This window comes from Ochrobactrum quorumnocens, from assembly GCF_002278035.1.
In the GTDB taxonomy this organism is placed as follows: domain Bacteria; phylum Pseudomonadota; class Alphaproteobacteria; order Rhizobiales; family Rhizobiaceae; genus Brucella; species Brucella quorumnocens.
In genome coordinates this window covers 1,180,598-1,203,933 of the sequence record NZ_CP022604.1, presented here as the reverse complement: position 1 = coordinate 1,203,933, position 23,336 = coordinate 1,180,598, and the positions used below count along the sequence as shown (strand labels likewise).

Genomic DNA, 23,336 nt, shown 5'->3' with positions numbered 1-23,336 from the left:
TCATGCCCGTAGAAATTCTCATGCCTGCCCTTTCTCCTACGATGGAAGAGGGCAAACTTTCCAAGTGGCTTAAAAAAGAAGGCGACAAGGTTACGTCTGGTGACGTGATCGCGGAAATCGAAACCGATAAGGCGACGATGGAAGTTGAAGCCGTTGATGAAGGCACAATCGGTAAAATTCTCATCGAAGAAGGTACGGAAGGCGTGAAGGTCAATACGCCGATCGCAGTTCTGCTCGGCGATGGTGAAAGCGCCTCTGATATTGGCTCTGCTCCGGCGGCCAAGGCTGAAGCACCGAAGGAAGAAGCAAAAGAAGCGCCAAAGGCTGAAGAAAAGAAAGCCGATAGCGTTCCAGCTACTCCAAAGGTTGAAGTTGCTGCTGATCCGGATATTCCAGCCGGTACAGAAATGGTTTCGACAACTGTGCGTGAAGCACTGCGCGATGCCATGGCCGAAGAAATGCGCCGTGACGAAAATGTCTTCATCATGGGTGAAGAAGTTGCCGAATATCAGGGTGCTTACAAGATCACGCAGGGTCTTCTCGACGAATTCGGCCCGCGCCGCGTCGTTGATACCCCGATCACCGAACACGGTTTTGCCGGTGTTGGCGTTGGTGCCGCAATGGCTGGCCTGAAGCCGGTCGTTGAATTCATGACGTTCAACTTCGCCATGCAGGCGATTGACCAGATCATTAATTCGGCAGCCAAGACGCTTTATATGTCCGGTGGTCAGATGGGCGCACCAATGGTGTTCCGCGGCCCTTCGGGTGCAGCTGCCCGCGTCGCAGCTCAGCACTCTCAGTGCTATGCTGCATGGTACAGCCAGATTCCGGGCCTCAAGGTCGTCATGCCTTATACGGCAGCTGACGCGAAGGGCCTGCTCAAGGCTGCTATCCGTGATCCAAATCCGGTAGTCTTCCTCGAAAACGAAATCCTTTACGGTCATCATTTTGATGTGCCGAAGCTTGATGATTTCGTTCTGCCAATTGGCAAGGCCCGCATTCATAAGCAGGGCAAGGACGCGACCATCGTTTCGTTCGGTATCGGCATGACCTATGCGATCAAGGCTGCAGAAGAGCTGGCCGGTCTCGGTATCGATGTGGAAATCATTGATCTGCGCACCATCCGTCCAATGGACATTCCGACAGTTGTCGAATCGGTCAAGAAAACTGGCCGCCTCGTGACTGTGGAAGAAGGCTATCCACAGTCGTCCGTTGGTACTGAGATTGCTACCCGCGTCATGCAGCAGGCTTTCGATTACCTCGATGCGCCGATCCTGACGATCGCTGGCAAGGATGTGCCGATGCCATATGCGGCAAATCTTGAAAAGTTGGCTCTGCCAACTGTTGCAGAAGTGGTAGAAGCGGTGAAAGCCGTGACCTACACCGCCTGAGGAGGTACTGGACATGCCGATTAAAATCACCATGCCAGCGCTTTCGCCAACGATGGAAGAAGGCAATCTTTCCAAGTGGCTGGTCAAGGAAGGCGACAAGGTAACGTCCGGCGATGTGATTGCCGAGATCGAAACCGATAAGGCGACGATGGAAGTCGAAGCTGTCGACGAAGGCACCGTTGCCAAGCTGGTGGTTCCTGCCGGAACCGAAGGCGTCAAGGTCAACGCGTTGATCGCAATCCTCGCCGAAGACGGCGAGGATGTTGCTGAAGCTGCCAAAAGTGCAGCAGGGGGCGGTGATGCTGCTCCTGCACCAAAGGCTGAAGCACCGAAGGAAGAGCCTAAGAAAGAAGCTGCACCTGCAGCCGCCCCGGCTTCTGCGAAGGCTGAAGCTCCTGCGGCCGCTTCTGCTGCAAGCAAAGGCACTGAGAACAAGGGTGAACGCGTCTTTGCATCACCACTTGCTCGCCGCATCGCTAAGGATGCAGGCGTCGACGTTGCGGCTGTAAAAGGCTCTGGTCCATATGGTCGCGTCGTTCAGCGTGACGTTGAAGCTGCTATTAAGTCTGGTGGCGCGAAGGCTGCATCTGCTGCACAGCAGGCCACTGCATCGGCTTCGAAGCCTCAGTCGGATGATGCCATCCTCAAGCTCTTTGAAGAAGGCACATACGAAATCGTTCCTCACGACGGCATGCGCAAGACGATTGCCCGCCGTCTGGTGGAATCGAAGCAGACTGTTCCGCATTTTTATCTGACGATCGATTGCGAACTGGATGCACTTCTGGCTCTGCGTTCGCAGATCAATTCAGCTGCACCGCTGATCAAGACAGAGAAGGGTGAGGTTCCGGCCTACAAGCTTTCTGTCAACGATCTGGTGATCAAGGCCGTGGCTCTTGCGCTGCGTGATATTCCTGAGGCCAACGTCTCCTGGACGGAAGGCGGCATGATCAAGCACAAGCGTGCGGATGTCGGCGTTGCTGTGTCGATCCCGGGCGGTCTGATTACGCCAATCGTGCGTCAGTCGGAATCGAAGACATTGTCCGCCATTTCCAATGAGATGAAGGACCTTGCCAAGCGTGCGCGTGACCGCAAGCTCAAGCCTGACGAATATCAGGGTGGTTCGACCTCTGTGTCCAACCTTGGCATGTTTGGCGTCAAGGACTTTGCCGCGATCATCAACCCACCGCATGCGACGATTTTCGCAATCGGTGCGGGCGAACAGCGGGCAGTGGTCAAGAACGGTGAAATCAAGGTTGCGACAGTTATGTCCGTAACTCTTTCGACCGATCATCGTGCAGTAGATGGTGCTCTTGCTGCTGAACTGGCACAGGCCTTCAAGCGTCACATCGAAAACCCAATGGGTATGCTGGTGTAATATGACATTAACGCCAAGGCTTTTCGTTGCCTCTACTATCGGGAAAAGCCTTGGCGGCGTCTCTGCTGTCAAGAAACATGCATTGATGCGCAAGTTGCTTGCGTGGCTTGGATTTGCTTTTTTTTGTTTTATTTTTCAGTTTATTGATCAAATCCATATTCCACGGAGCCATAACGCATGAAGTCTATTTTATGCTTTGGTGACTCATTGACGTGGGGCTATCAGGCTCCCAATGGCGCACGTCTTCCATTGGAAGATCGCTGGCCTTCAGTTTTACAGAACGCGCTCGGTTCGCAGGCCAACGTCATTGCCGAAGGGCTGAACGGCCGCACGACTGCCTTCGATGACTATACGGCAGCAGAAGACCGCAATGGCGCTCGTATTCTGCCAACATTGCTCGGCACACACTCCCCACTTGATCTGGTTATTATCTTGCTTGGTAGCAATGATATGAAGCCACAGGTCGTGGGTGACGCTTTTTCAAGCCATTCTTGCATGCGCAGATTGATACAGATCATTCGTTCGCACCCGTATGGTGAAGGTTCGACCGTTCCTGAAATCCTTATCGTAGCGCCACCACATATCAGCGAGAGCGCTGATCCGGCTTTTGCTTCGATGTTTGCGGGCGGTATTGTTGAAACCGCCAAGTTAGGTCCGTTGCTTGCCGGACTTGCCGATGAAATGAAATGCGCGTTTTTTGATGCTTCGACTGTCGCGAAGACGACTTCGCTTGATGGTGTGCATCTGGATAGAGAAAATACCCGGGCAATCGGACAAGGGCTGGAGCCTGTTGTTCGTGCAGTGCTCGGTTTGTGAATTATTGGGCCGATGATATCGGCTTTTTGAACAGTGAAAGATATGCCGGTGAGCCGGCATAAAGACCACTCGAGGAGAATGAGCGTGTCCAACAGTTACGATGTTATTGTTATCGGATCGGGTCCTGGAGGCTATGTCGCCGCTATTCGTGCAGCACAGCTTGGGCTCAAGACGGCTGTTGTAGAGCGCGAACATCTTGCTGGTATCTGCTCCAACTGGGGTTGTATCCCTACCAAGGCGCTGCTGCGTTCAGCAGAAGTGAAGCACCTCGCTGATCATGCAAAGAATTATGGCCTGAAGCTTGAAGGTTCGATCACTGCAGACATCAAGGCTGTTGTTTCCCGCTCGCGCGGTATCGCCGAGCGCATGAATGGCGGCGTTGGCTTCCTCATGAAGAAGAACAAGATCGACGTGATCTGGGGTGAAGCAAAGCTTTCCAAGCCGGGTGAAATCGTTGTTTCCAAGACCTCCAAGGCACCGATGCTGCCACAGGCGCCACAGCCAAAGAACACGCTGGGCGAGGGCACTTACAAAGCGAAGCACATTATCGTTGCGACTGGTGCGCGTCCGCGTGCGCTTCCAGGTATCGAGCCAGATGGCAAGCTGATCTGGACTTATTTTGAAGCCATGGTTCCACAAGAACTGCCACAAACCATGCTGGTCATGGGTTCTGGCGCAATCGGTATCGAATTCGCTTCGTTCTACAATGACATGGGCGTTGACGTTACTGTCGTTGAACTGATGTCGAATATTATGCCGGTTGAAGACGCGGAGATCTCGACTTTCGCGCGCAAGCAGCTCGAAAAGCGTGGCCTCAAGATCATTACAGACGCCAAAGTTTCGAAGGTTGAGAAGGGCACAAACAATGTGACCGCTCATATCGAAACCAAAGACGGCAAGGTTCAGACGCTGACCGTTGATCGCATGATCTCGGCTGTTGGCGTTCAGGGTAACATCGAGAATATCGGCCTTGAAGCACTCGGCATCAAGACAGATCGCGGTTGCATTGCCATCGATGCTTATTGCAAGACGAACGTTGATGGCATCTATGCTATCGGTGACGTTGCTGGTCCACCAATGCTGGCTCACAAGGCTGAGCATGAAGCCGTTATCTGCGTCGAAAAGATTGCCGGTTTGCCGAATGTTCATCCGCTCGACCGCAACATGGTCCCCGGCTGCACCTATTGTAACCCGCAGGTCGCCTCCGTTGGTCTTACTGAAGCCAAAGCGAAAGAGCTTGGACGCGATATTCGCGTTGGCCGTTTCCCATTTGTCGCCAACGGCAAGGCAATCGCACTTGGTGAAGATCAGGGTCTGGTTAAGACCATTTTCGACAAGAAAACCGGACAGCTGCTGGGCGCCCATCTGGTCGGCGCAGAAGTAACAGAGCTTATTCAGGGTTTCGTTGTCGCGATGAACCTTGAAACCACTGAAGAAGAGCTGATGCATTCGGTCTTCCCGCATCCAACCATTTCCGAGACAATGAAGGAAAGTGTGCTGGATGCCTATGGCCGCGCGCTGAATATGTAATTTAGAAGGCTCTTACATAGGAGTAAGCACATTCCACTGATCGATAATGGAGGGCCTTGGCGGCGTGCCGCCTGGCCCATGATAAAATGGTGTACCGCAGGCGGTCTTGCACTGGGTTTTCTTGCCGGAAGCTTTAGCTTGATCGGCGGAAACACTATATCGATCAACGGAATGGCGATTGTCGGCTGGTACGGTGTCTGGACACTGACCTTGGCACTTGGCTTCGGCGGCCTTATATTCGGTCTCATATGGGCTTTGGTTTTCAGAGCGATTGGGATTGCAGCGAGACGGTAAGCCGCAGTTATGGGCATTGCGTAGCAGTGCTTCAAATTGTTAGGGCATGCCATATTCAGGGGTCTACCCATTGTTGGAGCACAAGGCCTGCAGGCGTTTTGTTCCAGATAGGCAGGAAACAGCATGGTTACAGTTCTCGATACAGTGAACCAGAGACGTCAACGGCATCCTGAAAAGGCTCACCGTCCAGACAATGAAGTTTTGAAGAAGCCCGACTGGATCCGAGTCAAGGCCCCCGTTTCGCGTGGCTATAATGAAACGCGTGAGATCGTCCGCTCCAACAAGCTTGTCACTGTTTGCGAAGAAGCTGGTTGCCCGAACATTGGTGAGTGCTGGGAAAAGAAGCACGCAACCTTCATGATCATGGGTGAGATTTGCACCCGCGCTTGTGCGTTCTGTAACGTTTCCACTGGTATTCCGAAGGCTCTCGACCCGAATGAGCCTGAAAATGTGGGTCGCGCCGTCAAACAGATGGGGCTGACGCATGTTGTAATCACGTCAGTCGATCGTGACGATCTGGCCGATGGAGGCGCGCAGCATTTCGCCGATGTCATTCTCGCGATTCGTGAAGCCGCGCCAAAGACGACGATCGAAATTCTGACGCCAGACTTCCTGCGTAAGGAAGGCGCGCTTGAGATCGTGGTCAAGGCACGCCCGGATGTGTTTAATCACAATCTGGAAACGGTGCCTTCGAAGTATCTCAAGGTTCGTCCCGGTGCGCGCTATTTCCATTCGATCCGCTTGTTGCAGCGTGTGAAGGAACTCGACCCAACGATCTTCACCAAATCCGGCATTATGGTTGGCCTTGGCGAAGAGCGGAACGAAATCCTTCAGCTGATGGATGACCTACGTTCTGCTGAGGTGGATTTCATGACCATCGGTCAGTATCTCCAGCCAACCCGTAAGCACCATCCGGTTATCCGTTTTGTGACGCCGGACGAATTCAAGTCCTTTGAGACGATTGGTCGTACCAAGGGCTTCCTGCTTGTTGCGTCCAGCCCGCTGACACGTTCATCGCACCATGCTGGCGATGATTTTGCGAAGCTAAAGGCTGCACGTGAAGCGCAGGTCGCAGCACAGGCTTAATATCGCATGCCGCAATTTACGAATGTCAGACGCGTTCACCACAGGGCAGACCAGATGTTTGCCCTGGTTTCGGATGTTGAAAAATATCCGCAGTTTTTGCCCATGTGTGAAGCTTTGTCGATCCGATCACGCAAGGAGAAAGACGGTAAGACGTTTCTCATTGCTGATATGACGGTGGGCTATAAGCTGATCCGCGAGACTTTTACCAGTCAGGTGTTTTTGAAGCCTGAAGAGAACGTCATCGACGTGAAATATGTCGATGGTCCGTTCCGCTATCTTGATAATCGCTGGACGTTCAAGCCGGTTGGTGATGGCTATGAATGCGATGTCGAATTTTTCATCGACTATGAATTTAAGAGCAGGACGCTTGGACTCCTGATGGGGTCGATGTTCGATCTGGCTTTCCGCAAATTCTCAGAAGCATTCGAGAAGCGTGCTGACGCGATTTACGGGCTTGCCTAAGTCTAAGCCAGTTCTGACGATTTAAGCGCTTCAAGAACCAGCGCCAGTGCAGCAATCACGGTTTCGTGGCGAATATCTTCGCGTGATTTTTCACCAAAGCGGCATTCTTTGTGCAGTGTTGCAAAGCCTTTACGAGCGCTCGCGATATGCACAAGGCCAACGGGCTTTTCAGCTGACCCGCCGCCGGGACCTGCAATACCTGTCACAGCGATACTGATGCCTGCGCGAGAATGAGCGAGCGCGCCCTCTGCCATGGCAATGGCCACTTCCTTTGAGACAGCGCCGATCCGATGGATCAACACAAGCGGAACGCCGATCATTTCGTTCTTGGCTTCGTTGGAATAGGTGACGAAACCCCGATCCACCACATCAGACGAACCGGCAATGTCTGTCAGCGCGCCTGCGATAAGTCCACCTGTGCAGGATTCTGCCGTTGCAATCATGGTGCCGTACTTGCGGCATGCATTGAGAACGTCAATGGCCTGAGCTTCCGCAATGAATGTCATTCCGGAACCTCCCCGGGATAGATCACTGTTGCTGTTACAATAGCAGCAATACCTTCGCCACGGCCAACAAAGCCCATTTTCTCGTTGGTAGTCGCTTTGACGGACACACGGTCGTGCGAAATTCCGAGCATATTTGCCATGGCTTCCGTCATAGCGGGACGGTGCGGTCCAATCTTTGGCTCTTCAGCAATGATCGTCACATCAGCATTGGCAATGCGCCCACCAGCTTCGCGGACGATTTTCACGGCATGTTCAACGAAAATATGGGATGCAGCACCTTTCCATTGCGGATCGGAGGGCGGGAAATGCGTACCGATATCGCCCGCGCCACGGGTTGCAAGCAATGCGTCGGTCAAGGCGTGCAGAGCGACATCTGCGTCGGAATGGCCGTTCAGCTTCTTGTTGTGTGGAATGGCAACGCCGCAGAGCGTGACATGGTCGCCGGGTTCAAAGCTGTGAACGTCATAGCCATTGCCGGTGCGGATATCTGGAAATGAAGTCATGCCATGCCTCAAGCGTTTGTCGGCCATTTCGATATCTTTGGCCCACGTTAATTTCGTATTGTCTGCGGAACCTTCAATGATGCGGACTGAAAGCCCAAAAGATTCTGCAATGGATGCATCGTCAGTAAAGTCTGAGCGCCCGCTGATGAATGCTTTTTCGTGCGCGTCGAGGATCGGCGCAAAGGGAAAGGCCTGCGGCGTCTGCGCGGAGAAAAGACCGGCACGCGGAACAGTTGTCTTGACCGTTCCATCGCTGGCCGATTGCTTCAATGTATCTGATACGGCAAGCGCGGGCAGTACACCTTCTTCTGGCGTCAGATTGTCAAAAATCCGCGCGAGAAGGTCCTGCTCAATGAAGGGGCGCACGCCATCATGAATGAGCACATATTGCGGCGCATCTGCGGTAAGCGCCAGTAGCCCGAGCCGTGTCGATTCCTGACGCGTGGGACCACCGGTTACAACGCGCACATTTGAATAATGATCTGCTATGGCGTTCTCATAAAGCGTTGCATCGTCCGCATGAATGACCACGACAATCTGGTCAATCTCAGTGCATCGAGCGAAAACACGCAGCGTACGCGCAAGCACAGCTTCGCGACCGATGCGCCGATATTGTTTCGGCCCTTCGGTGCTCTGTCCCGCCCGTTCGCCACGCCCCGCGGCTACGATGACTGCTGCTGCCCGTGAAATGTCGGTCGCCTTTGCCAAAAGATTCATCTATTCAAACAATCGTCTGCAAGCCGAATAATGCCTTGCGCAAATAATTGCCAGACGGCAATCGATTTATCATCGCAGGCATGTGCTTTTCCTTGCGTTCAACGCATTGAATGATTAAAGTGTGTGCTAATTGCATCATGCACATCAAATGGGCATTTCTTGGTGACTCTCCTCGAACAACCTCTAAACATACGTGGCGTGGCCCTTCAAAACCGCGTTTTTCTCGCGCCCATGTCGGGTGTTTCCGACCTCCCATTCCGAAAACGCGCTGCCGAGGCTGGGGCTGGCATGGTCGTTTCGGAGATGGTTGCGAGTGCAGAGCTCTGCAATAGGCATAAAGAAAGCATGCTGCGCCTTTCCGGTGAAGGGCTGGGTACGCATGTTGTGCAACTCGCAGGACGTGAAGCGCACTGGATGGGTGAAGCCGCCAAGATTGCCGAAGGCGAGGGTGCGGATATCATCGATATCAATATGGGCTGCCCCGCCAAGAAGGTGACGGGCGGCTATTCCGGTTCAGCGCTGATGCGCGATCTCGACCATGCGATGACATTGGTTGAAGCCACAGTTAATGCCGTCAAAGTTCCGGTTACGCTCAAAATGCGTCTTGGCTGGGATGAAAACAGTATCAATGCGCCGGAATTGGCAAAGCGCGCCGAAGATGCGGGCATTGCGATGGTGACGGTGCATGGCCGCACCAGATGCCAGTTTTACGAAGGTAGTGCTGATTGGGATGCCATTCATGCTGTACGCGATGTGGTGAAGATTCCACTGGTTGCCAACGGTGATGTGTTATCGCGTGACGATGCAAGAGAATTGTTGCGCCGTTCGGGCGCGGACGCTGTGATGGTTGGACGCGGTTCCTACGGACAACCGTGGTTGGCAGGCGCGATAGCGGGCAGTGATTTCGCTCCGCGTTCTCCAGAACAAATTCTTTCTTATGTTATAAGACATTACGAAGATATGCTCGACCATTATGGCAGCAAAACTGGTATCCGTCATGCGAGAAAGCATCTCGGCTGGTATCTGGATCGCCACGTGGACAAGGCATTCTCGTCGCCAGAAAAATCCAAAAAAGCTAAGGCTGAAATCATGACGCTCACCGACCCTGAAGCGGTTATCGCAGCGCTCGCCCGCGTTTTTCTGCGTGATGCAAATCATGCAGACGCAATCAGAAAGGTCGCATGATGGTCGGAAGAGCCGAAGCCGGTGGCATCCCGGGCATAATTCTGGATGCGATCAACCAGCCTGTTATCATGGTCAGCACTGACAATCACATCGTTTACGCTAATATGGATGCGGAGCAGTTTTTTCGCTCAGGCTCCTCCATTCTGGCACGTAACCGGCTGGAGTCCTTTCTTCCTTTCGGAAGCCCGCTATTGGCTTTGGTCGATCAGGTTCGCACCAGCCAGGTACCGGTTAACGAGTACCGCGTCGATATCTCGTCTCCCAAGCTGGGTGCCGAGCGCATCGTTGATCTTTATGTGGCTCCGGTGATCGAGACGCCGGGCGCTGTGGTGATCCTGTTCAAGGAAAAGACCATGGCGGAGAAGATCGATCGGCAGATGACGCATCGTGGTGCTGCGCGTTCGGTCACAGGGCTTGCTTCCATGCTGGCGCATGAGATCAAAAACCCGCTTTCAGGTATCCGCGGTGCAGCACAATTGCTTGAACAGGTAGTCACAGATGAGGATCGCGCGCTTGCGCGGCTCATTACCGATGAAACTGATCGCATCGTGAAGCTCGTAGATCGTATGGAAGTGTTTTCCGATGAACGACCTATCGAGCGCACTGCAGTGAATATTTACTCGGTGCTTGATCATGTGAAGGCAATCGCACGCAACGGATTTGCGCGGCACATTCGCTTTGTTGAGGAATATGATCCGTCATTGCCACCGGTCTTTGCCAATCGGGATCAGTTGGTCCAGGTGTTTCTCAATCTGGTGAAGAATGCAGCAGAGGCTCTCGGAAGCCGCGAAGGGGCGGAGATCACGCTATCAACGGCTTATCGTCCGGGCATTCGGCTACAAGTTCCGGGTGCGAGCGACCGCGTAGCTTTGCCACTCGAATTCTGCGTGCACGATAACGGCCCGGGTGTGCCTGACGATATGCTGCCGCATCTGTTTGATCCCTTTGTGACCACAAAGACCAATGGTTCAGGCCTGGGGCTGGCGCTTGTTGCCAAGATCATCGGCGATCATGGCGGTGTGATTGAGTGCGACAGCCATCCATCCCGCACGACATTCCGCATACTGATGCCTGCGTGGAAGAGTTCTGCCGATAATGTGGGTTCAAAAAGCCCGAAGATGTCTGCAAAGACAGGAGATAACGCATGATTGCCGGACGTCCGACAGGTACGATTCTCGTCGCGGATGACGATGCTGCAATTCGCACAGTGCTTAATCAGGCACTCTCGCGTGCTGGCTATGATGTTCGGGTGACGTCCAACGCGACCTCGCTGTGGCGCTGGGTGGCTGCTGGTGATGGTGATCTGGTCATTACCGACGTCAATATGCCGGACGAGAACGCATTTGATTTGCTCCCGCGCATCAAGAAGATGCGCCCTGATCTGCCGATTGTGGTGATGAGCGCGCAGAATACTTTCATGACCGCAATTCGTGCCTCTGAGGCAGGTGCTTATGAATATCTGCCCAAGCCCTTCGATCTAACTGAGCTCATCAATATTGTTGGTCGTGCGCTTTCTGAGCCAAAGCATAAGCCTGCAGCCGCTATGCCTGATGAGCAAGCCGAAAACATGCCGCTGGTGGGGCGTTCACCTGCAATGCAGGAAATCTATCGCGTCTTGGCTCGTATGATGCAGACCGACCTGACCATGATGGTCACAGGTGAGTCGGGCACAGGCAAGGAATTGGTTGCGCGCGCACTGCATGAATATGGCCGCCGTCGCAAAGGACCGTTTGTTGCCATCAATATGGCGGCTATTCCGCGTGATCTGATTGAATCTGAATTGTTTGGCCATGAAAAAGGTGCCTTTACCGGCGCGCAGAACCGTTCAAGCGGACGTTTTGAACAGGCCAATGGCGGAACACTTTTTCTCGATGAAATCGGCGATATGCCGATGGAAGCGCAGACGCGTTTGCTGCGCGTGTTGCAGCAGGGCGAATATATGACGGTCGGTGGCCGCACTCCGATCAAGACCGATGTGCGTATCGTGGCCGCGACCAACAAGGATTTGCGCCAGCTCATCGCACAGGGTCTGTTCCGCGAAGACCTTTATTACCGTCTGAATGTTGTGCCGCTGCGCTTGCCGCCATTGCGTGAGCGCAGTGAGGACGTGCCAGATCTGGTGCGCCATTTCTTCAAGCGAGCCGCTGAAGAGGGGCTGCCGGAGAAACGCATTACCGCTGCGGGTTTCGACATGATGCGTCGCTATCCATGGCCGGGCAACGTGCGCGAGCTGGAAAACCTTGTGCGCCGGTTGGCAGCGCTTTACCCGCAGGAAGAAATTTCTCCAGAGATAATCGAAGCCGAACTGAAGGCGGAGCTTTCAAAGCCCGATGTTCCGGTTGCCACATCTGGCGATATCGAAAACATCACCATTTCACAGGTGGTGGAGCACAATATGCAGCGCTATTTCGCATCCTTTGGCTCTGATCTGCCACCACCAGGTCTCTATCATCGCGTTCTGGCAGAATTGGAATATCCGCTCATCCTCGCTTGTCTCACCGCTACGCGTGGCAATCAAATCAAGGCGGCGGAGATTCTTGGGTTGAACCGCAACACGTTGCGGAAGAAGATCAGGGAACTTGGCGTCAACATCTATCGCGGCGCTAAACAAAGCTAAACCATCAATACACGCCGAAACGGCCCGAAATCCGCTCACCCTTTCGACACTCTTATTTTAGCTGTAAACAATCGTTGCATTTTCGCCACAATGCGTTGCATAGATGCAACGCTATTGGGTAACATGGTTAACATGAACACAGCGAATCTGACGACGGATATAGACGGTGAAGAGCGATCATCACGCGCGGGTGAGGGGCGCAGGCTTCTTGCGTTGCCTGGTATTATCACCGTTGTTTCAGCGCTGATCACGGCGTCGATTTCTTTTGCCATTCTTATTGGCATCACGCCAATCACGCCTGACCGCAATGTGACGATTGCGTTGGTTATCGTCAATGTTGCGTTGATTGTTTTCTTGATTCTGCTGATTTGCCGCGAGATTTTCCGCATCGTCTCGGCTCGTAGATCGGGGAAGGCAGCTTCCCGGCTGCATGTCCGCATCGTCGCGCTGTTTTCATTGATCGCAGCTGTTCCCGCTATCGTGGTGGCAATTGTTGCCTCGGTAACGCTCAATCTCGGTCTTGATCGCTGGTTTGATACCAACACGCGCGACATCGTAAGTTCATCGCAAAGTCTGACCACTGCGTATATTCGCGAAACGGCACTCAATCTGCAAAGCACGTCGTTCTCGATGTTGCAGGAGCTGGATGCCCAGCGCACGCTTTACAGCCTCGATCGGGGCGGGTTCATTCGCTACATGACTCTCCAAGCGGGTGGTCGTGGCTTGCTGGGCGCATTTCTGGTGCGTGAAGGCGGCGATGTCGTTGTAAAAAGCGAAACTGGTGTCGAGACACGCCTTCCGCCGCCCACCGATGATGCGTTGAAGACTGCTGTTGATGGTAAGCCTGTGATTATTCCACCCGGCAACAGTAATTTCGTCGGTGCGGTCATCAAGATGCGCGAAATACCGGATCTCTATCTCTACACGGTCCGTGCCGTCGATCAGCAGATTCTGGAAGCCATGCGCCTGATGGAAGCCAATACAGCTCGTTATCAGGAGATGGATGCCAACCGTATTCCGACCCAGATAGCTTTTGCGCTGCTCTACTTCGGTTTGACGCTGATTGTTTTGCTATCGGCTATATGGACTGGTATTGCTGTCGCTGACCGCCTTGTGCGCCCAATCCGCCTGTTGATTGGAGCGGCTGATGATGTGGCGGCGGGCAACCTCGATATTTCGGTGCCAGTCCGTTCGTCGGACGGAGACGTCGGCGCGCTTTCGGGTACGTTCAACAACATGGTTGCGGAGCTGAAGAGCCAGCGTAACGAGCTTCTTTCTGCAAAAGATCAGATCGACGAGCGCCGCCGGTTCTCGGAAGCGGTGCTTTCAGGCGTGACCGCAGGTGTTATCGGTATTGAATCTGATGGTTCCATTTCGATCCTCAATCGCTCCGCTGAACATATGTTCGGGGTGAGTTCACAGGATGCAATCGGCAAAAGCCTTAGCAGTATCGCGCCGGAAATCGGGCAGGCCTTTGAGGTTGCACGTACGACAGAACGCACGGTGCATCGCGAACAGGTCAGCATGACGCGCGGAGGTGCGGCACGTAACTTCAATGTGCAGGTTACGGTGGAAGATGCAGAATCTGACGATTATTCCTATGTCGTGACTGTCGATGATATTACCGATCTGGTGCAGGCGCAGCGTTCTTCGGCATGGGCCGATGTTGCGCGCCGTATCGCACATGAAATCAAGAACCCACTGACCCCGATTCAACTTTCTGCAGAACGTATTCGTCGTCGCTACGGCAAGGTAATTACGGAAGACCGCGAAGTCTTTGATCAATGCACGGAAACGATCATCCGGCAGGTCGGTGATATCGGTCGCATGGTTGACGAGTTTTCAGCTTTCGCACGGATGCCGAAGCCGGAAATGCGCGCAATGGACTTGCGCGAGGCGCTTCGGGAAGCATCTTTCCTTATCGAAGTCAGCCGACAGGACATTCATTTCAACCATGAATATGGTTCTGAAAAGCTTATCGGTTCATTCGATAGCCGGTTGCTTGGGCAGGCCTTTGGTAATGTCATCAAGAACGCCAGTGAGGCGATTGATGCGGTTGCCAAGGAAGAGCGCGGGGATGGTTATATTCTCGTTCGCTCGCAAAAACTCGACGGGCAGCTAGTAGTAGACGTTATCGACAACGGTAAAGGCTTGCCGGGTGATGACCGTCAGAAACTCCTCGAGCCCTACATGACCACACGTGAAAAGGGCACGGGGCTCGGTCTCGCCATCGTTCGCAAGATTGTTGAGGAGCATGGCGGACATTTGGAATTGCATGATGCGCCAGCAGATTTCCACGGAGGACGTGGCGCAATGATACGTATGATCTTTCCTGAGGTTTCCACCGGTGCAACCGGTACGGAAGAGGGAAGTCACGGAAACAAGATAATTGGACAGGTGAATTGATATGGCAGCCGATATTCTTGTAGTTGACGACGAAGCGGACATTCGGGAACTCGTTGCAGGTATTCTGAGCGACGAAGGCTATGAAACACGTACCGCTTTTGACGCTGACAGCGCGCTTGCAGCCATCGACGATCGTGTGCCGCGTCTGGTGTTCCTCGATATCTGGTTACAAGGCAGCCGTCTTGATGGGCTTGCATTGCTTGACGAGATCAAGAAGCAACATCCGGAGCTGCCCGTTGTTATGATTTCCGGTCACGGTAATATTGAAACAGCGGTGTCCGCGATCCGTCGCGGTGCGTATGATTTTATCGAGAAACCATTCAAGGCCGACCGTCTTATTCTGGTTGCGGAACGCGCTTTGGAGACATCCAAGCTCAAGCGTGAAGTTTCCAACCTGCGTAAGCGCAGTGGCAACAGTATGGATTTGATCGGTGCTTCGTTGGCTATCAATCAGCTCCGTCAGACAATTGAGCGCGTGGCACCAACCAATAGTCGCATCATGATCACTGGTCCTTCGGGCGCTGGCAAGGAATTGGCCGCACGCGCCATTCATGCGCAATCAACCCGCGCCAATGGACCGTTTGTGACAGTCAATGCTGCGACCATTACGCCAGAGCGTATGGAAATCGAGCTGTTTGGCACAGAAATGGATGGCGGAGAGCGTAAAGTCGGTGCGCTTGAAGAAGCGCATGGCGGCATTCTCTATCTCGATGAAGTTGCCGATATGCCGCGCGAGACGCAGAACAAGATTTTGCGTGTTCTGGTTGATCAGCAATTTGAGCGTGTGGGTGGAACAAAGCGTGTGAAGGTGGATGTCCGCATCATTTCTTCGACCGCACAGAACCTCGAAGGCATGATTGCCGAAGGCACTTTCCGCGAAGACCTGTTCCATCGTCTTTCGGTGGTGCCGGTGCACGTGCCAGCCCTTGCAGCGCGCCGCGAAGATATACCGGCGCTGGTCGAATATTTCATGACGCAGATTGCCGACCAGGCCGGTATCAAACCGCGCAAAATCGGTTCCGATGCGATGGCGGTTTTGCAGTCGCACAGTTGGCCGGGCAATATTCGCCAGCTGCGCAATAATGTGGAACGCGTGATGATTCTGGCGCGTGGCGACGATCCAGAAGCGCCAGTAACAGCAGATCTTTTGCCAGCCGAAATTGGTGACACGCTGCCGCGTGCACCAACGGAATCCGATCAGCACATCATGGCGTTGCCTTTGCGCGAAGCACGTGAGCGTTTCGAGAAAGAATATCTGATTGCACAGATCAACCGCTTTGGTGGCAATATCTCGCGTACTGCCGAATTTGTCGGCATGGAACGCTCGGCTTTGCATCGCAAACTGAAATCGCTAGGCGTATAACAGTTTTAGTTAGTTTAGGGCAGGCGGATTGATATGCGCGTTATTGTGTGCGGAGCAGGGCAGGTCGGCTACGGCATAGCTGAGCGGCTCGCGGCCGAAGAAAATGACGTCTCCGTAATTGATACTTCTGCACGACATATCGAGATTGTGCGTGACACGCTGGATGTCCGCGGATTTGTTGGCCATGGGTCGCAGCCTGACGTGTTGGCCGCCGCCGGTGCCAACGAGGCTGACATGATTATCGCTGTCACACTATCTGACGAAGTCAATATGGTGGCTTGTCAGGTGGCGCATTCGGTTTTCAACGTGCCGACCAAGATTGCACGTATTCGCGCGCAGTCCTATCTCAAGGCCGAGTATCAGGACCTGTTCCTGCGTGAAAACCTGCCCATCGACGTCATTATTTCACCGGAACTGGAAGTTGGTGAAGTTGTCTTGCGGCGCATCGCGTTGCAGGGGGCGACTGACGTCCTGCGATTTGCCGACGATAAGATCATCGGTCTTGCAATCGAGTGCCTTGAAGAATGCCCCGTCATCAATACACCGCTTAAGCAACTGTCGGACCTGTTTCCGGATCTTGCTGCTACGGTCGTTGGCGTTGTGCGCAATGGCAGTCTCTTTATTCCGCGCTCGACAGATCAGCTTCATGCCGGTGATCTCGCCTATGTGGTGACAACGCGTGAACAGGTGCGCAGAACGCTGTCATTGTTTGGACATGAGAAGCCGGAAGCACATCGTATTGTCATTGCTGGCGGCGGCAATATCGGCCTCTATGTTGCCAAGGCGATTGAAGAGCGCAAATGGCAAACGCGGATCAAGATGATCGAAAGTGAGCATGAGCGCGCTTTTGCGATAGCAGATCAGTTGAATCGGACAATGGTTCTGCATGGCAGTGCGCTTGATCAGGCGCTTTTGCAGGAAGCCGATATTGAGGATGCCGATCTGTTTGTTGCACTGACCAACCAGGATCAGGTCAACATTCTCTCAAGCATCATGGCGAAACGACTCGGATGCAAGGCGAACATGGCGCTGATCAATACGGTTGCGTATCAGGACTTCACCCACATGGTGGGAATCGATGCATATATTAATCCAAAGGCAGTGACCGTATCGAAGATACTCCAGCACGTGCGTCGCGGACGTATCCGAGCGGTCTATAGTGTCTATCGTGACATGGCTGAAATTATTGAGGCAGAAGCGCTTGAGACCTCCTCATTGGTTGGTGCACCTCTGCGTGACCTTGATCTGCCGGAAGGTTTGCGAATCGGCGCGATTTATCGCGACGGGCAGGTCATTCAGCCCAATGGTAATGTCCGCATCAAACCGAAAGATCGTGTGGTGATTTTTGCTACTGCGGACGCAATCAAGCATGTGGAACAAATGTTCCGCGTTAGCCTTGAATTTTTCTGATTACCCGGCGTTTATTTAACGCGTCGGCATTTTCCTCGGGGCTTTTATGGATATCTGCACGTTCTGGTACGGACCGCGGTTACGTGAAGTTGATCGTATCTGTCTGGCCTCCATGGTGATGACTGGCCAGCGTGTGAAGCTTTTTTCTTACGCACCGATTGAAAATGTTCCTCCAGGTGTGGAATTGCATGACGCCAACAGATACTTCCTGAGCTGGTGTTTAAAAGGCTGGACCCGGGTTATCCGCATTTTCGTGACCAGATCACAATTGTTCAGTTCAGCGATATTTTCCGTATCATGCTGATGAAGCACAAACAGGGCGTTTGGTTTGATACAGACGTCTATCTGCTCAAACAGCTTCATCCCGATCCATCGAAGCCCTACGTAGCACGGGAAAATCGTTTCCGTGTCGGAGTGTCGGCGCTTTATCTGCCACACAATCATCCGATTATTCGCGAATTTGAAGCATATGTTGCGGCAACCTATGCATTGCCGCGCTGGCTTGGCCTGAGGCGCGGTAAGCTGCGGCCCTTCTACTATCGAATGACTGGTAAAGAAGTCACGCCAGCATCTATTGGTATTACTATCTTTGGCAATGACGGCATTTCACGTCTCGCCAGAAAATACGGCATTTTCAAAAACGCGGCGCCGCAGGAGAACTTTTATTACTGGGTCGGGAAGGAAGCTACCCGCATCTATGATCCTGCTTATGGCTTGGAGCCAATAAAGCACCCAGACTTTATCGGCTTTCATATTCATAAGAAACACAAGGAAGTCGTTTCTCTCCAGCCTGGAAGCTTTTATATGTGGGCAATCGACCGCGTGAAACCATTGCTGGATGCGCCGCGCCAAGAGGTTCTCACGACAGCTCAATAAACTGTCCGATGGCCTTTTCCTTTCAGCTCATTGAAAATTATGCCAGATTTGCGAAGCCTGTAAGATTTGCTTACTCGCATTTGAAATTGCCGGTTGCGCAAAGATTCCCATCCTGTTAACCGAAGCTAAAGAGCGAAGCAGTTGTCTTTCCACAGCAATTGCGATCAGCGACCGGGTTTGCGCAATCCGGGAGCTTGATTTATGTGTGTGCGCGTGTTCGTCTGGCATTTGGCGAGCTGACTGCTGATCGATTAAAGGAATAAAAACAATGGCTGAACGATCGCAAAATCTTCAAGACCTTTTTCTCAACTCTGTACGCAAGCAGAAAATTTCACTGACCATCTTTCTTATCAATGGTGTGAAACTCACGGGTATCGTGACGTCTTTTGACAATTTCTGCGTATTGCTGCGTCGCGATGGCCATTCGCAGCTTGTTTATAAGCATGCAATTTCGACCATCATGCCAAGCCAGCCTGTGCAGATGTTCGAGGGCGAGGAAGTCTGACGCTTACCAGTTTATCTGGCCAGTTTTTCGCTGGAGCGTGGTGATTTCGCAAAGCTGTCACTCCGCTCCAGTTTTTTCGATTCTAATCCGGCCAGAAATGGCTTTCGGATTGTGATTTGATTAGCCGGGGCGTCTTCTATTTGAAACCGCTTGTGCGGAGACCTATCTGCGTAGGTAGTTCGTTTCCGTATCCCGGAGTAAATTTATTTGTCGAAATTCAAAGATAAGAACGTATCGCCTGCAGATGAAAAAAAGGGATTTGGTCTGTCTGAACCAGAACCTACCAGAGCAGCGGTTATCGTTCCTATATTGCCAGAACGGCACAATACAAGCACTGCAAGTGAAGAAGGCGAAAGGCCCCAGTTTCAGCGTTCTAATGAAGCGCGGCTGGAGGAAGCCGTTGGTCTTGCACGTGCGATCAATCTTGAAATTGCTCACGCCGAAAATGTAGTGGTGAACACACCGCGTCCCGCAACCTTGCTGGGAACAGGTAAGGTAGAGGCGATTGCTGAAATTCTCGAAGACAAGTCAATCGGGCTTGTTATCGTCGATCATTCGCTGACGCCGGTTCAGCAACGCAATCTGGAGAAAGAGTGGAACGTCAAGGTCATCGATCGTACGGGTCTCATTCTCGAAATTTTCGGTGAGAGAGCACGCACCAAGGAAGGTGCGCTGCAGGTCGAACTTGCGCATCTGAATTATCAGAAAGGCCGTCTTGTCAGAAGCTGGACCCACCTTGAGCGTCAGCGCGGTGGCGGCGGGTTCCTGGGCGGTCCGGGTGAAACGCAGATCGAAGCCGATAGGCGCATGTTGCAGGACAAGATTCTGCGCATAAAACGTGAGCTTGAAACCGTTGTTCGCACGCGTACCCTCCATCGCCAGAAGCGCCGTAAGGTGCCGCATCCGGTCGTGGCGCTCGTTGGTTATACGAACGCGGGTAAGTCGACATTGTTCAACCGCATGACTGGTGCCGACGTTCTCGCCGAGGATATGCTGTTTGCGACGCTGGACCCGACGCTTCGTCGTATCCGCCTTCCGCACGGCGAAACGGTTATCCTGTCCGATACCGTGGGTTTCATCTCGAACCTTCCGCACCATCTGGTCGCGGCGTTTCGTGCGACGCTTGAAGAAGTCGTCGAGGCTGACCTGATCTTGCATGTGCGCGATATTTCCGATCCGGATAATGCTGCACAAGCAGAGGACGTCGAGAGTATTCTCGCCGGTCTTGGTGTCGAGCCTCATGACCACAAACGCGTGATCCAGATATGGAACAAGATCGATAATCTGGATGAATCAGGGCGCGAGGCAGCATCTCGTCTTGCGGCGGCTGGCAGCGATGAGGGGCGTCCGATTCCGCTTTCAGCCTGGACGGGTGAGGGTGTTGACAGGTTGCTTTCGCTTATCGAGACCCGCATTGCAGGGGCGCTGGGTTCGGTCGATGTCGTGTTGTCTCCGTTTGAGATGCATATCCTTGATTGGATTTACCAGCACGGCAGCGATGTAAAACGCGAAGATCTCGAGGATGGGTCGGTCCGTATCCGCGCACGTCTGACTGAGACATCACGTAAAATGCTCGATGAGAAACGTGGCATTAAGCCTGTCATTGATGATTCCGACTGGGATTGATCGGCATCTTGCGGAACAGGGCTGCAAAGCCCTATGTATGGGTAATCCATACGATTCAAATTCGTCCTATTCGCCATAAATATCCAGAGGCCCATAATGAGAGATCCCATTGAAACCGTCATGAACCTCGTGCCGATGGTGGTTGAGCAGACCAACCGTGGTGAGCGGGCCTATGATATCTTCTCGCGCTTGCTGAAAGAGCGCATCATCTTCGTCAACGGTCCTGTCGAAGACGGCATGTCGATGCTGATTTGCGCGCAGCTTCTCTTTCTTGAATCGGAAAATCCGAAGAAAGAGATCAACATGTATATCAACTCGCCCGGCGGCGTTGTGACCTCCGGTATGGCGATCTATGACACGATGCAATTCATCAAGCCGCCCGTTTCCACGCTTTGCATGGGCCAGGCTGCATCGATGGGCTCGCTGCTGCTGACCGCCGGTGCAACCGGTCAGCGTTTTGCGCTGCCAAATGCTCGTATCATGGTGCATCAGCCGTCTGGTGGTTTCCAGGGGCAGGCGTCGGATATCGAGCGACATGCGCAGGACATCATCAAGATGAAGCGCCGCCTCAACGAGATTTACGTCAAGCACACCGGTCGTGATTACGAGACGATTGAGCGTACACTTGATCGTGATCACTTCATGACTGCGCAGGAAGCGCTGGAGTTCGGTTTGATCGATAAAGTGATCGAATCACGCGAAACTGGTGCTGAAGAATCGAAGTGAACAGGAGCCGGTTTACCCGGCTTACTGTAATTTTAGCGTCCTCTGCCACAAAAGCGGCTTATTTCTTGGTCGTACGTGAAAGTTAACGTGTCGCGTTAAGCATCTGTTGGGGTTCAGGGCGCTAAAATTGTTCAGATTATGCGGAATCTCGTCGGGGAACCTGATTTTTCAATTGTTCCCCGCTTTAGGTTCTGCAAAAGTCATCACTTAAGGCTTCTTCGGTCGGGAAGCCTGCGGTGACTGGAATCCCGAGACTAGAAGCAGCGCGTTGAAGCTGCTGATGGACCGCCAAGGAAGTGTGTTTTGCTTCCCAAATGGATCCGAACCGGAAAAAACGATCGAAATGAACACGCGATGAGGTTGTCGTTCATTTCGGTTTATTGAAAGGAAACTGCAATGAGCAAAGTCAGCAACAGCGGCGGCGATTCAAAGAATACGCTTTATTGCTCGTTCTGTGGCAAAAGCCAGCATGAAGTGCGTAAGCTGATTGCAGGTCCGACCGTATTTATCTGCGACGAGTGCGTCGAACTTTGCATGGATATCATCCGCGAGGAAAACAAAACCTCGATGGTGAAGTCACGCGAAGGTGTGCCTACGCCGCAGGAAATTATGGACGTTCTTGACGATTATGTCATTGGCCAGAAGGATGCGAAGCGCGTTCTCTCGGTTGCCGTGCACAATCACTATAAGCGTCTCGCGCATCAGTCGAAGAGCAGCGATATCGAACTTGCGAAGTCCAACATTCTGTTGGTCGGTCCGACAGGTTGCGGCAAGACCTATCTTGCTCAGACGCTCGCTCGTATTATTGATGTGCCGTTCACTATGGCCGATGCAACGACATTGACCGAAGCCGGCTATGTTGGTGAAGACGTCGAAAACATCATTCTGAAGCTTCTTCAGTCGGCCGATTACAACGTTGAACGCGCGCAGCGCGGCATCGTTTATATCGACGAAGTCGACAAAATCAGCCGCAAGTCGGACAACCCTTCGATCACGCGTGACGTGTCGGGCGAAGGTGTTCAGCAGGCGCTTCTGAAGATCATGGAAGGCACTGTCGCTTCCGTGCCTCCTCAGGGTGGTCGCAAGCATCCACAGCAGGAGTTCCTGCAGGTGGATACGACGAACATCCTGTTCATCTGCGGCGGTGCTTTTGCTGGTCTCGACAAGATCATCTCGGCTCGCGGTGAAAAGACGTCGATTGGCTTCAGTGCAAATGTTAAGTCAGCCGAAGACCGTCGTATCGGCGATGTGTTCAGGGAATTGGAACCAGAAGATCTTCTGAAATTCGGTCTTATTCCGGAATTCGTTGGTCGTCTGCCAGTGATTGCCACACTCGAAGATCTCGATGTTGACGCACTGGTACAAATTCTGACTGAGCCAAAGAACGCGCTTGTGAAGCAGTATCAGCGCTTGTTTGACATGGAAAATGTCGAACTGAGCTTCCACGAAGACGCACTGCGAGCCATCGCCAACAAGGCTGTGGAACGCAAGACGGGTGCACGTGGTCTGCGCTCCATCATGGAAAAGATCTTACTCGACACCATGTTCGAGTTGCCAACGCTGGAAGGTGTGCAGGAAGTCGTCATTTCCGGTGATGTGGTGGATGGTAGTGCGCGTCCGCTCTACATCTACGCAGAGCGTCAGGAAGAGAAGGGCAATGCGTCTGCCTGACGATTGCTTGATTTTTCGAAAAAGGCCGCGCAAGCGGCCTTTTTCTTGTCTATGTCTTGGCTGATGCTGGATACAACGGGAGCTTGTTATTGTACAAATTTCTGTGACGGCGCAGGATAGATGACGATTCTATGAATGCTGCCCTGTAAGCAGCTTGAATTTAGGAGTTCGACACTCCAATTATGGACCGACGCACTGGTTGTGGACTGCCTCGTAATGAAAGGGGCCACAGCTTGTGGCAATCGGGTCGAATGACCTGAGAAAGGACTGA

At 52.9% G+C, this 23,336-nt stretch carries 19 protein-coding genes and 2 pseudogenes; 19 read left to right on the top strand and 2 right to left on the bottom strand.

The genetic code is table 11. The features are described from left to right. The first annotated feature begins 2 nt into the window (after positions 1-2). The 7 genes from CES85_RS15285 (at position 3) to CES85_RS15250 (ending at position 6,954) form a co-directional block, all read left to right on the top strand. A complete protein-coding gene (locus tag CES85_RS15285) occupies positions 3-1,391 on the top strand; it encodes a pyruvate dehydrogenase complex E1 component subunit beta (RefSeq protein WP_095446732.1) in 1,389 nt (462 codons plus the stop codon). Positions 1,392-1,404: 13 nt separating this feature from the next. Further along, positions 1,405-2,766, top strand: a complete 1,362-nt coding sequence (locus CES85_RS15280; RefSeq protein WP_095446731.1) for a pyruvate dehydrogenase complex dihydrolipoamide acetyltransferase — start codon at positions 1,405-1,407, stop codon at positions 2,764-2,766. A gap of 177 nt (positions 2,767-2,943) precedes the next feature. Continuing rightward, a complete protein-coding gene (locus tag CES85_RS15270) occupies positions 2,944-3,582 on the top strand; it encodes an SGNH/GDSL hydrolase family protein (RefSeq protein ID WP_095446729.1) in 639 nt (212 codons plus the stop codon). A gap of 84 nt (positions 3,583-3,666) precedes the next feature. After that, positions 3,667-5,112, top strand: a complete 1,446-nt coding sequence (lpdA, locus tag CES85_RS15265; RefSeq protein ID WP_095446728.1) for a dihydrolipoyl dehydrogenase — start codon at positions 3,667-3,669, stop codon at positions 5,110-5,112. Between the two features lie 78 nt (positions 5,113-5,190). Then, positions 5,191-5,406 (top strand): hypothetical protein, encoded by a 216-nt coding sequence (locus tag CES85_RS15260; RefSeq protein ID WP_095446727.1) that lies wholly within the window; start codon positions 5,191-5,193, stop codon positions 5,404-5,406. Between the two features lie 123 nt (positions 5,407-5,529). Continuing rightward, positions 5,530-6,492 carry a lipoyl synthase gene (lipA, locus tag CES85_RS15255; RefSeq protein WP_095446726.1) on the top strand — a complete coding sequence of 321 codons (963 nt, stop codon included), beginning with the start codon at positions 5,530-5,532 and terminating at the stop codon, positions 6,490-6,492. 6 nt (positions 6,493-6,498) lie between these two features. After that, positions 6,499-6,954: a type II toxin-antitoxin system RatA family toxin gene (locus CES85_RS15250; protein ID WP_095446725.1), complete on the top strand. Its 456-nt coding sequence runs from the start codon at positions 6,499-6,501 to the stop codon at positions 6,952-6,954. Positions 6,955-6,956: 2 nt separating this feature from the next. Here the strand turns inward: CES85_RS15250 and CES85_RS15245 are convergent, their stop codons facing one another. Then, positions 6,957-7,460: a CinA family protein gene (locus CES85_RS15245; RefSeq protein ID WP_095446724.1), complete on the bottom strand. Its 504-nt coding sequence runs from the start codon at positions 7,458-7,460 to the stop codon at positions 6,957-6,959. After that, positions 7,457-8,680, bottom strand: a complete 1,224-nt coding sequence (locus CES85_RS15240; RefSeq protein WP_235901858.1) for a bifunctional 2-C-methyl-D-erythritol 4-phosphate cytidylyltransferase/2-C-methyl-D-erythritol 2,4-cyclodiphosphate synthase — start codon at positions 8,678-8,680, stop codon at positions 7,457-7,459. Before CES85_RS15240 ends, CES85_RS15245 begins: the two co-directional genes overlap by 4 nt. 162 nt (positions 8,681-8,842) lie before the next feature. Between CES85_RS15240 and dusB the strand changes: the two genes are divergently transcribed. From dusB to clpX, 12 genes and pseudogenes are all read left to right on the top strand, one after another. Continuing rightward, the gene (gene dusB / locus CES85_RS15235) at positions 8,843-9,865 is read left to right on the top strand and encodes a tRNA dihydrouridine synthase DusB (protein WP_208636304.1); all 1,023 of its coding nucleotides are present in this window, start codon (positions 8,843-8,845) and stop codon (positions 9,863-9,865) included. Continuing rightward, entirely contained in the window at positions 9,865-11,013 is a 1,149-nt protein-coding gene (locus CES85_RS15230) for a two-component system sensor histidine kinase NtrB (RefSeq protein ID WP_095447909.1), read from the top strand. Before dusB ends, CES85_RS15230 begins: the two co-directional genes overlap by 1 nt. Continuing rightward, entirely contained in the window at positions 11,010-12,482 is a 1,473-nt protein-coding gene (gene ntrC, locus CES85_RS15225; RefSeq protein WP_095446722.1) for a nitrogen regulation protein NR(I), read from the top strand. Before CES85_RS15230 ends, ntrC begins: the two co-directional genes overlap by 4 nt. A 90-nt stretch (positions 12,483-12,572) precedes the next feature. Then, positions 12,573-14,888, top strand: a complete 2,316-nt coding sequence (locus CES85_RS15220; RefSeq protein WP_095446721.1) for a sensor histidine kinase NtrY-like — start codon at positions 12,573-12,575, stop codon at positions 14,886-14,888. A 1-nt stretch (position 14,889) separates the two neighbouring features. Then, positions 14,890-16,251, top strand: a complete 1,362-nt coding sequence (gene ntrX, locus CES85_RS15215) for a nitrogen assimilation response regulator NtrX (protein WP_095446720.1) — start codon at positions 14,890-14,892, stop codon at positions 16,249-16,251. Positions 16,252-16,284: 33 nt separating this feature from the next. After that, the gene (trkA, locus tag CES85_RS15210; protein ID WP_095446719.1) at positions 16,285-17,661 is read left to right on the top strand and encodes a Trk system potassium transporter TrkA; all 1,377 of its coding nucleotides are present in this window, start codon (positions 16,285-16,287) and stop codon (positions 17,659-17,661) included. A gap of 46 nt (positions 17,662-17,707) precedes the next feature. After that, positions 17,708-18,537 (top strand): annotated as a pseudogene (locus tag CES85_RS15205) (hypothetical protein). A 46-nt stretch (positions 18,538-18,583) separates the two neighbouring features. After that, positions 18,584-18,800 (top strand): annotated as a pseudogene (locus CES85_RS28165) (hypothetical protein). A 5-nt stretch (positions 18,801-18,805) separates the two neighbouring features. Continuing rightward, a complete protein-coding gene (gene hfq, locus CES85_RS15195; protein ID WP_007875113.1) occupies positions 18,806-19,042 on the top strand; it encodes an RNA chaperone Hfq in 237 nt (78 codons plus the stop codon). A gap of 207 nt (positions 19,043-19,249) precedes the next feature. Then, positions 19,250-20,668: a GTPase HflX gene (gene hflX, locus CES85_RS15190; RefSeq protein ID WP_095446718.1), complete on the top strand. Its 1,419-nt coding sequence runs from the start codon at positions 19,250-19,252 to the stop codon at positions 20,666-20,668. Positions 20,669-20,764: 96 nt separating this feature from the next. After that, a complete protein-coding gene (gene clpP / locus CES85_RS15185; protein WP_024897130.1) occupies positions 20,765-21,394 on the top strand; it encodes an ATP-dependent Clp endopeptidase proteolytic subunit ClpP in 630 nt (209 codons plus the stop codon). A 396-nt stretch (positions 21,395-21,790) separates the two neighbouring features. Beyond that, positions 21,791-23,065 (top strand): ATP-dependent Clp protease ATP-binding subunit ClpX, encoded by a 1,275-nt coding sequence (clpX, locus tag CES85_RS15180; protein ID WP_094577336.1) that lies wholly within the window; start codon positions 21,791-21,793, stop codon positions 23,063-23,065. The last annotated feature ends 271 nt before the right edge of the window (positions 23,066-23,336 follow it).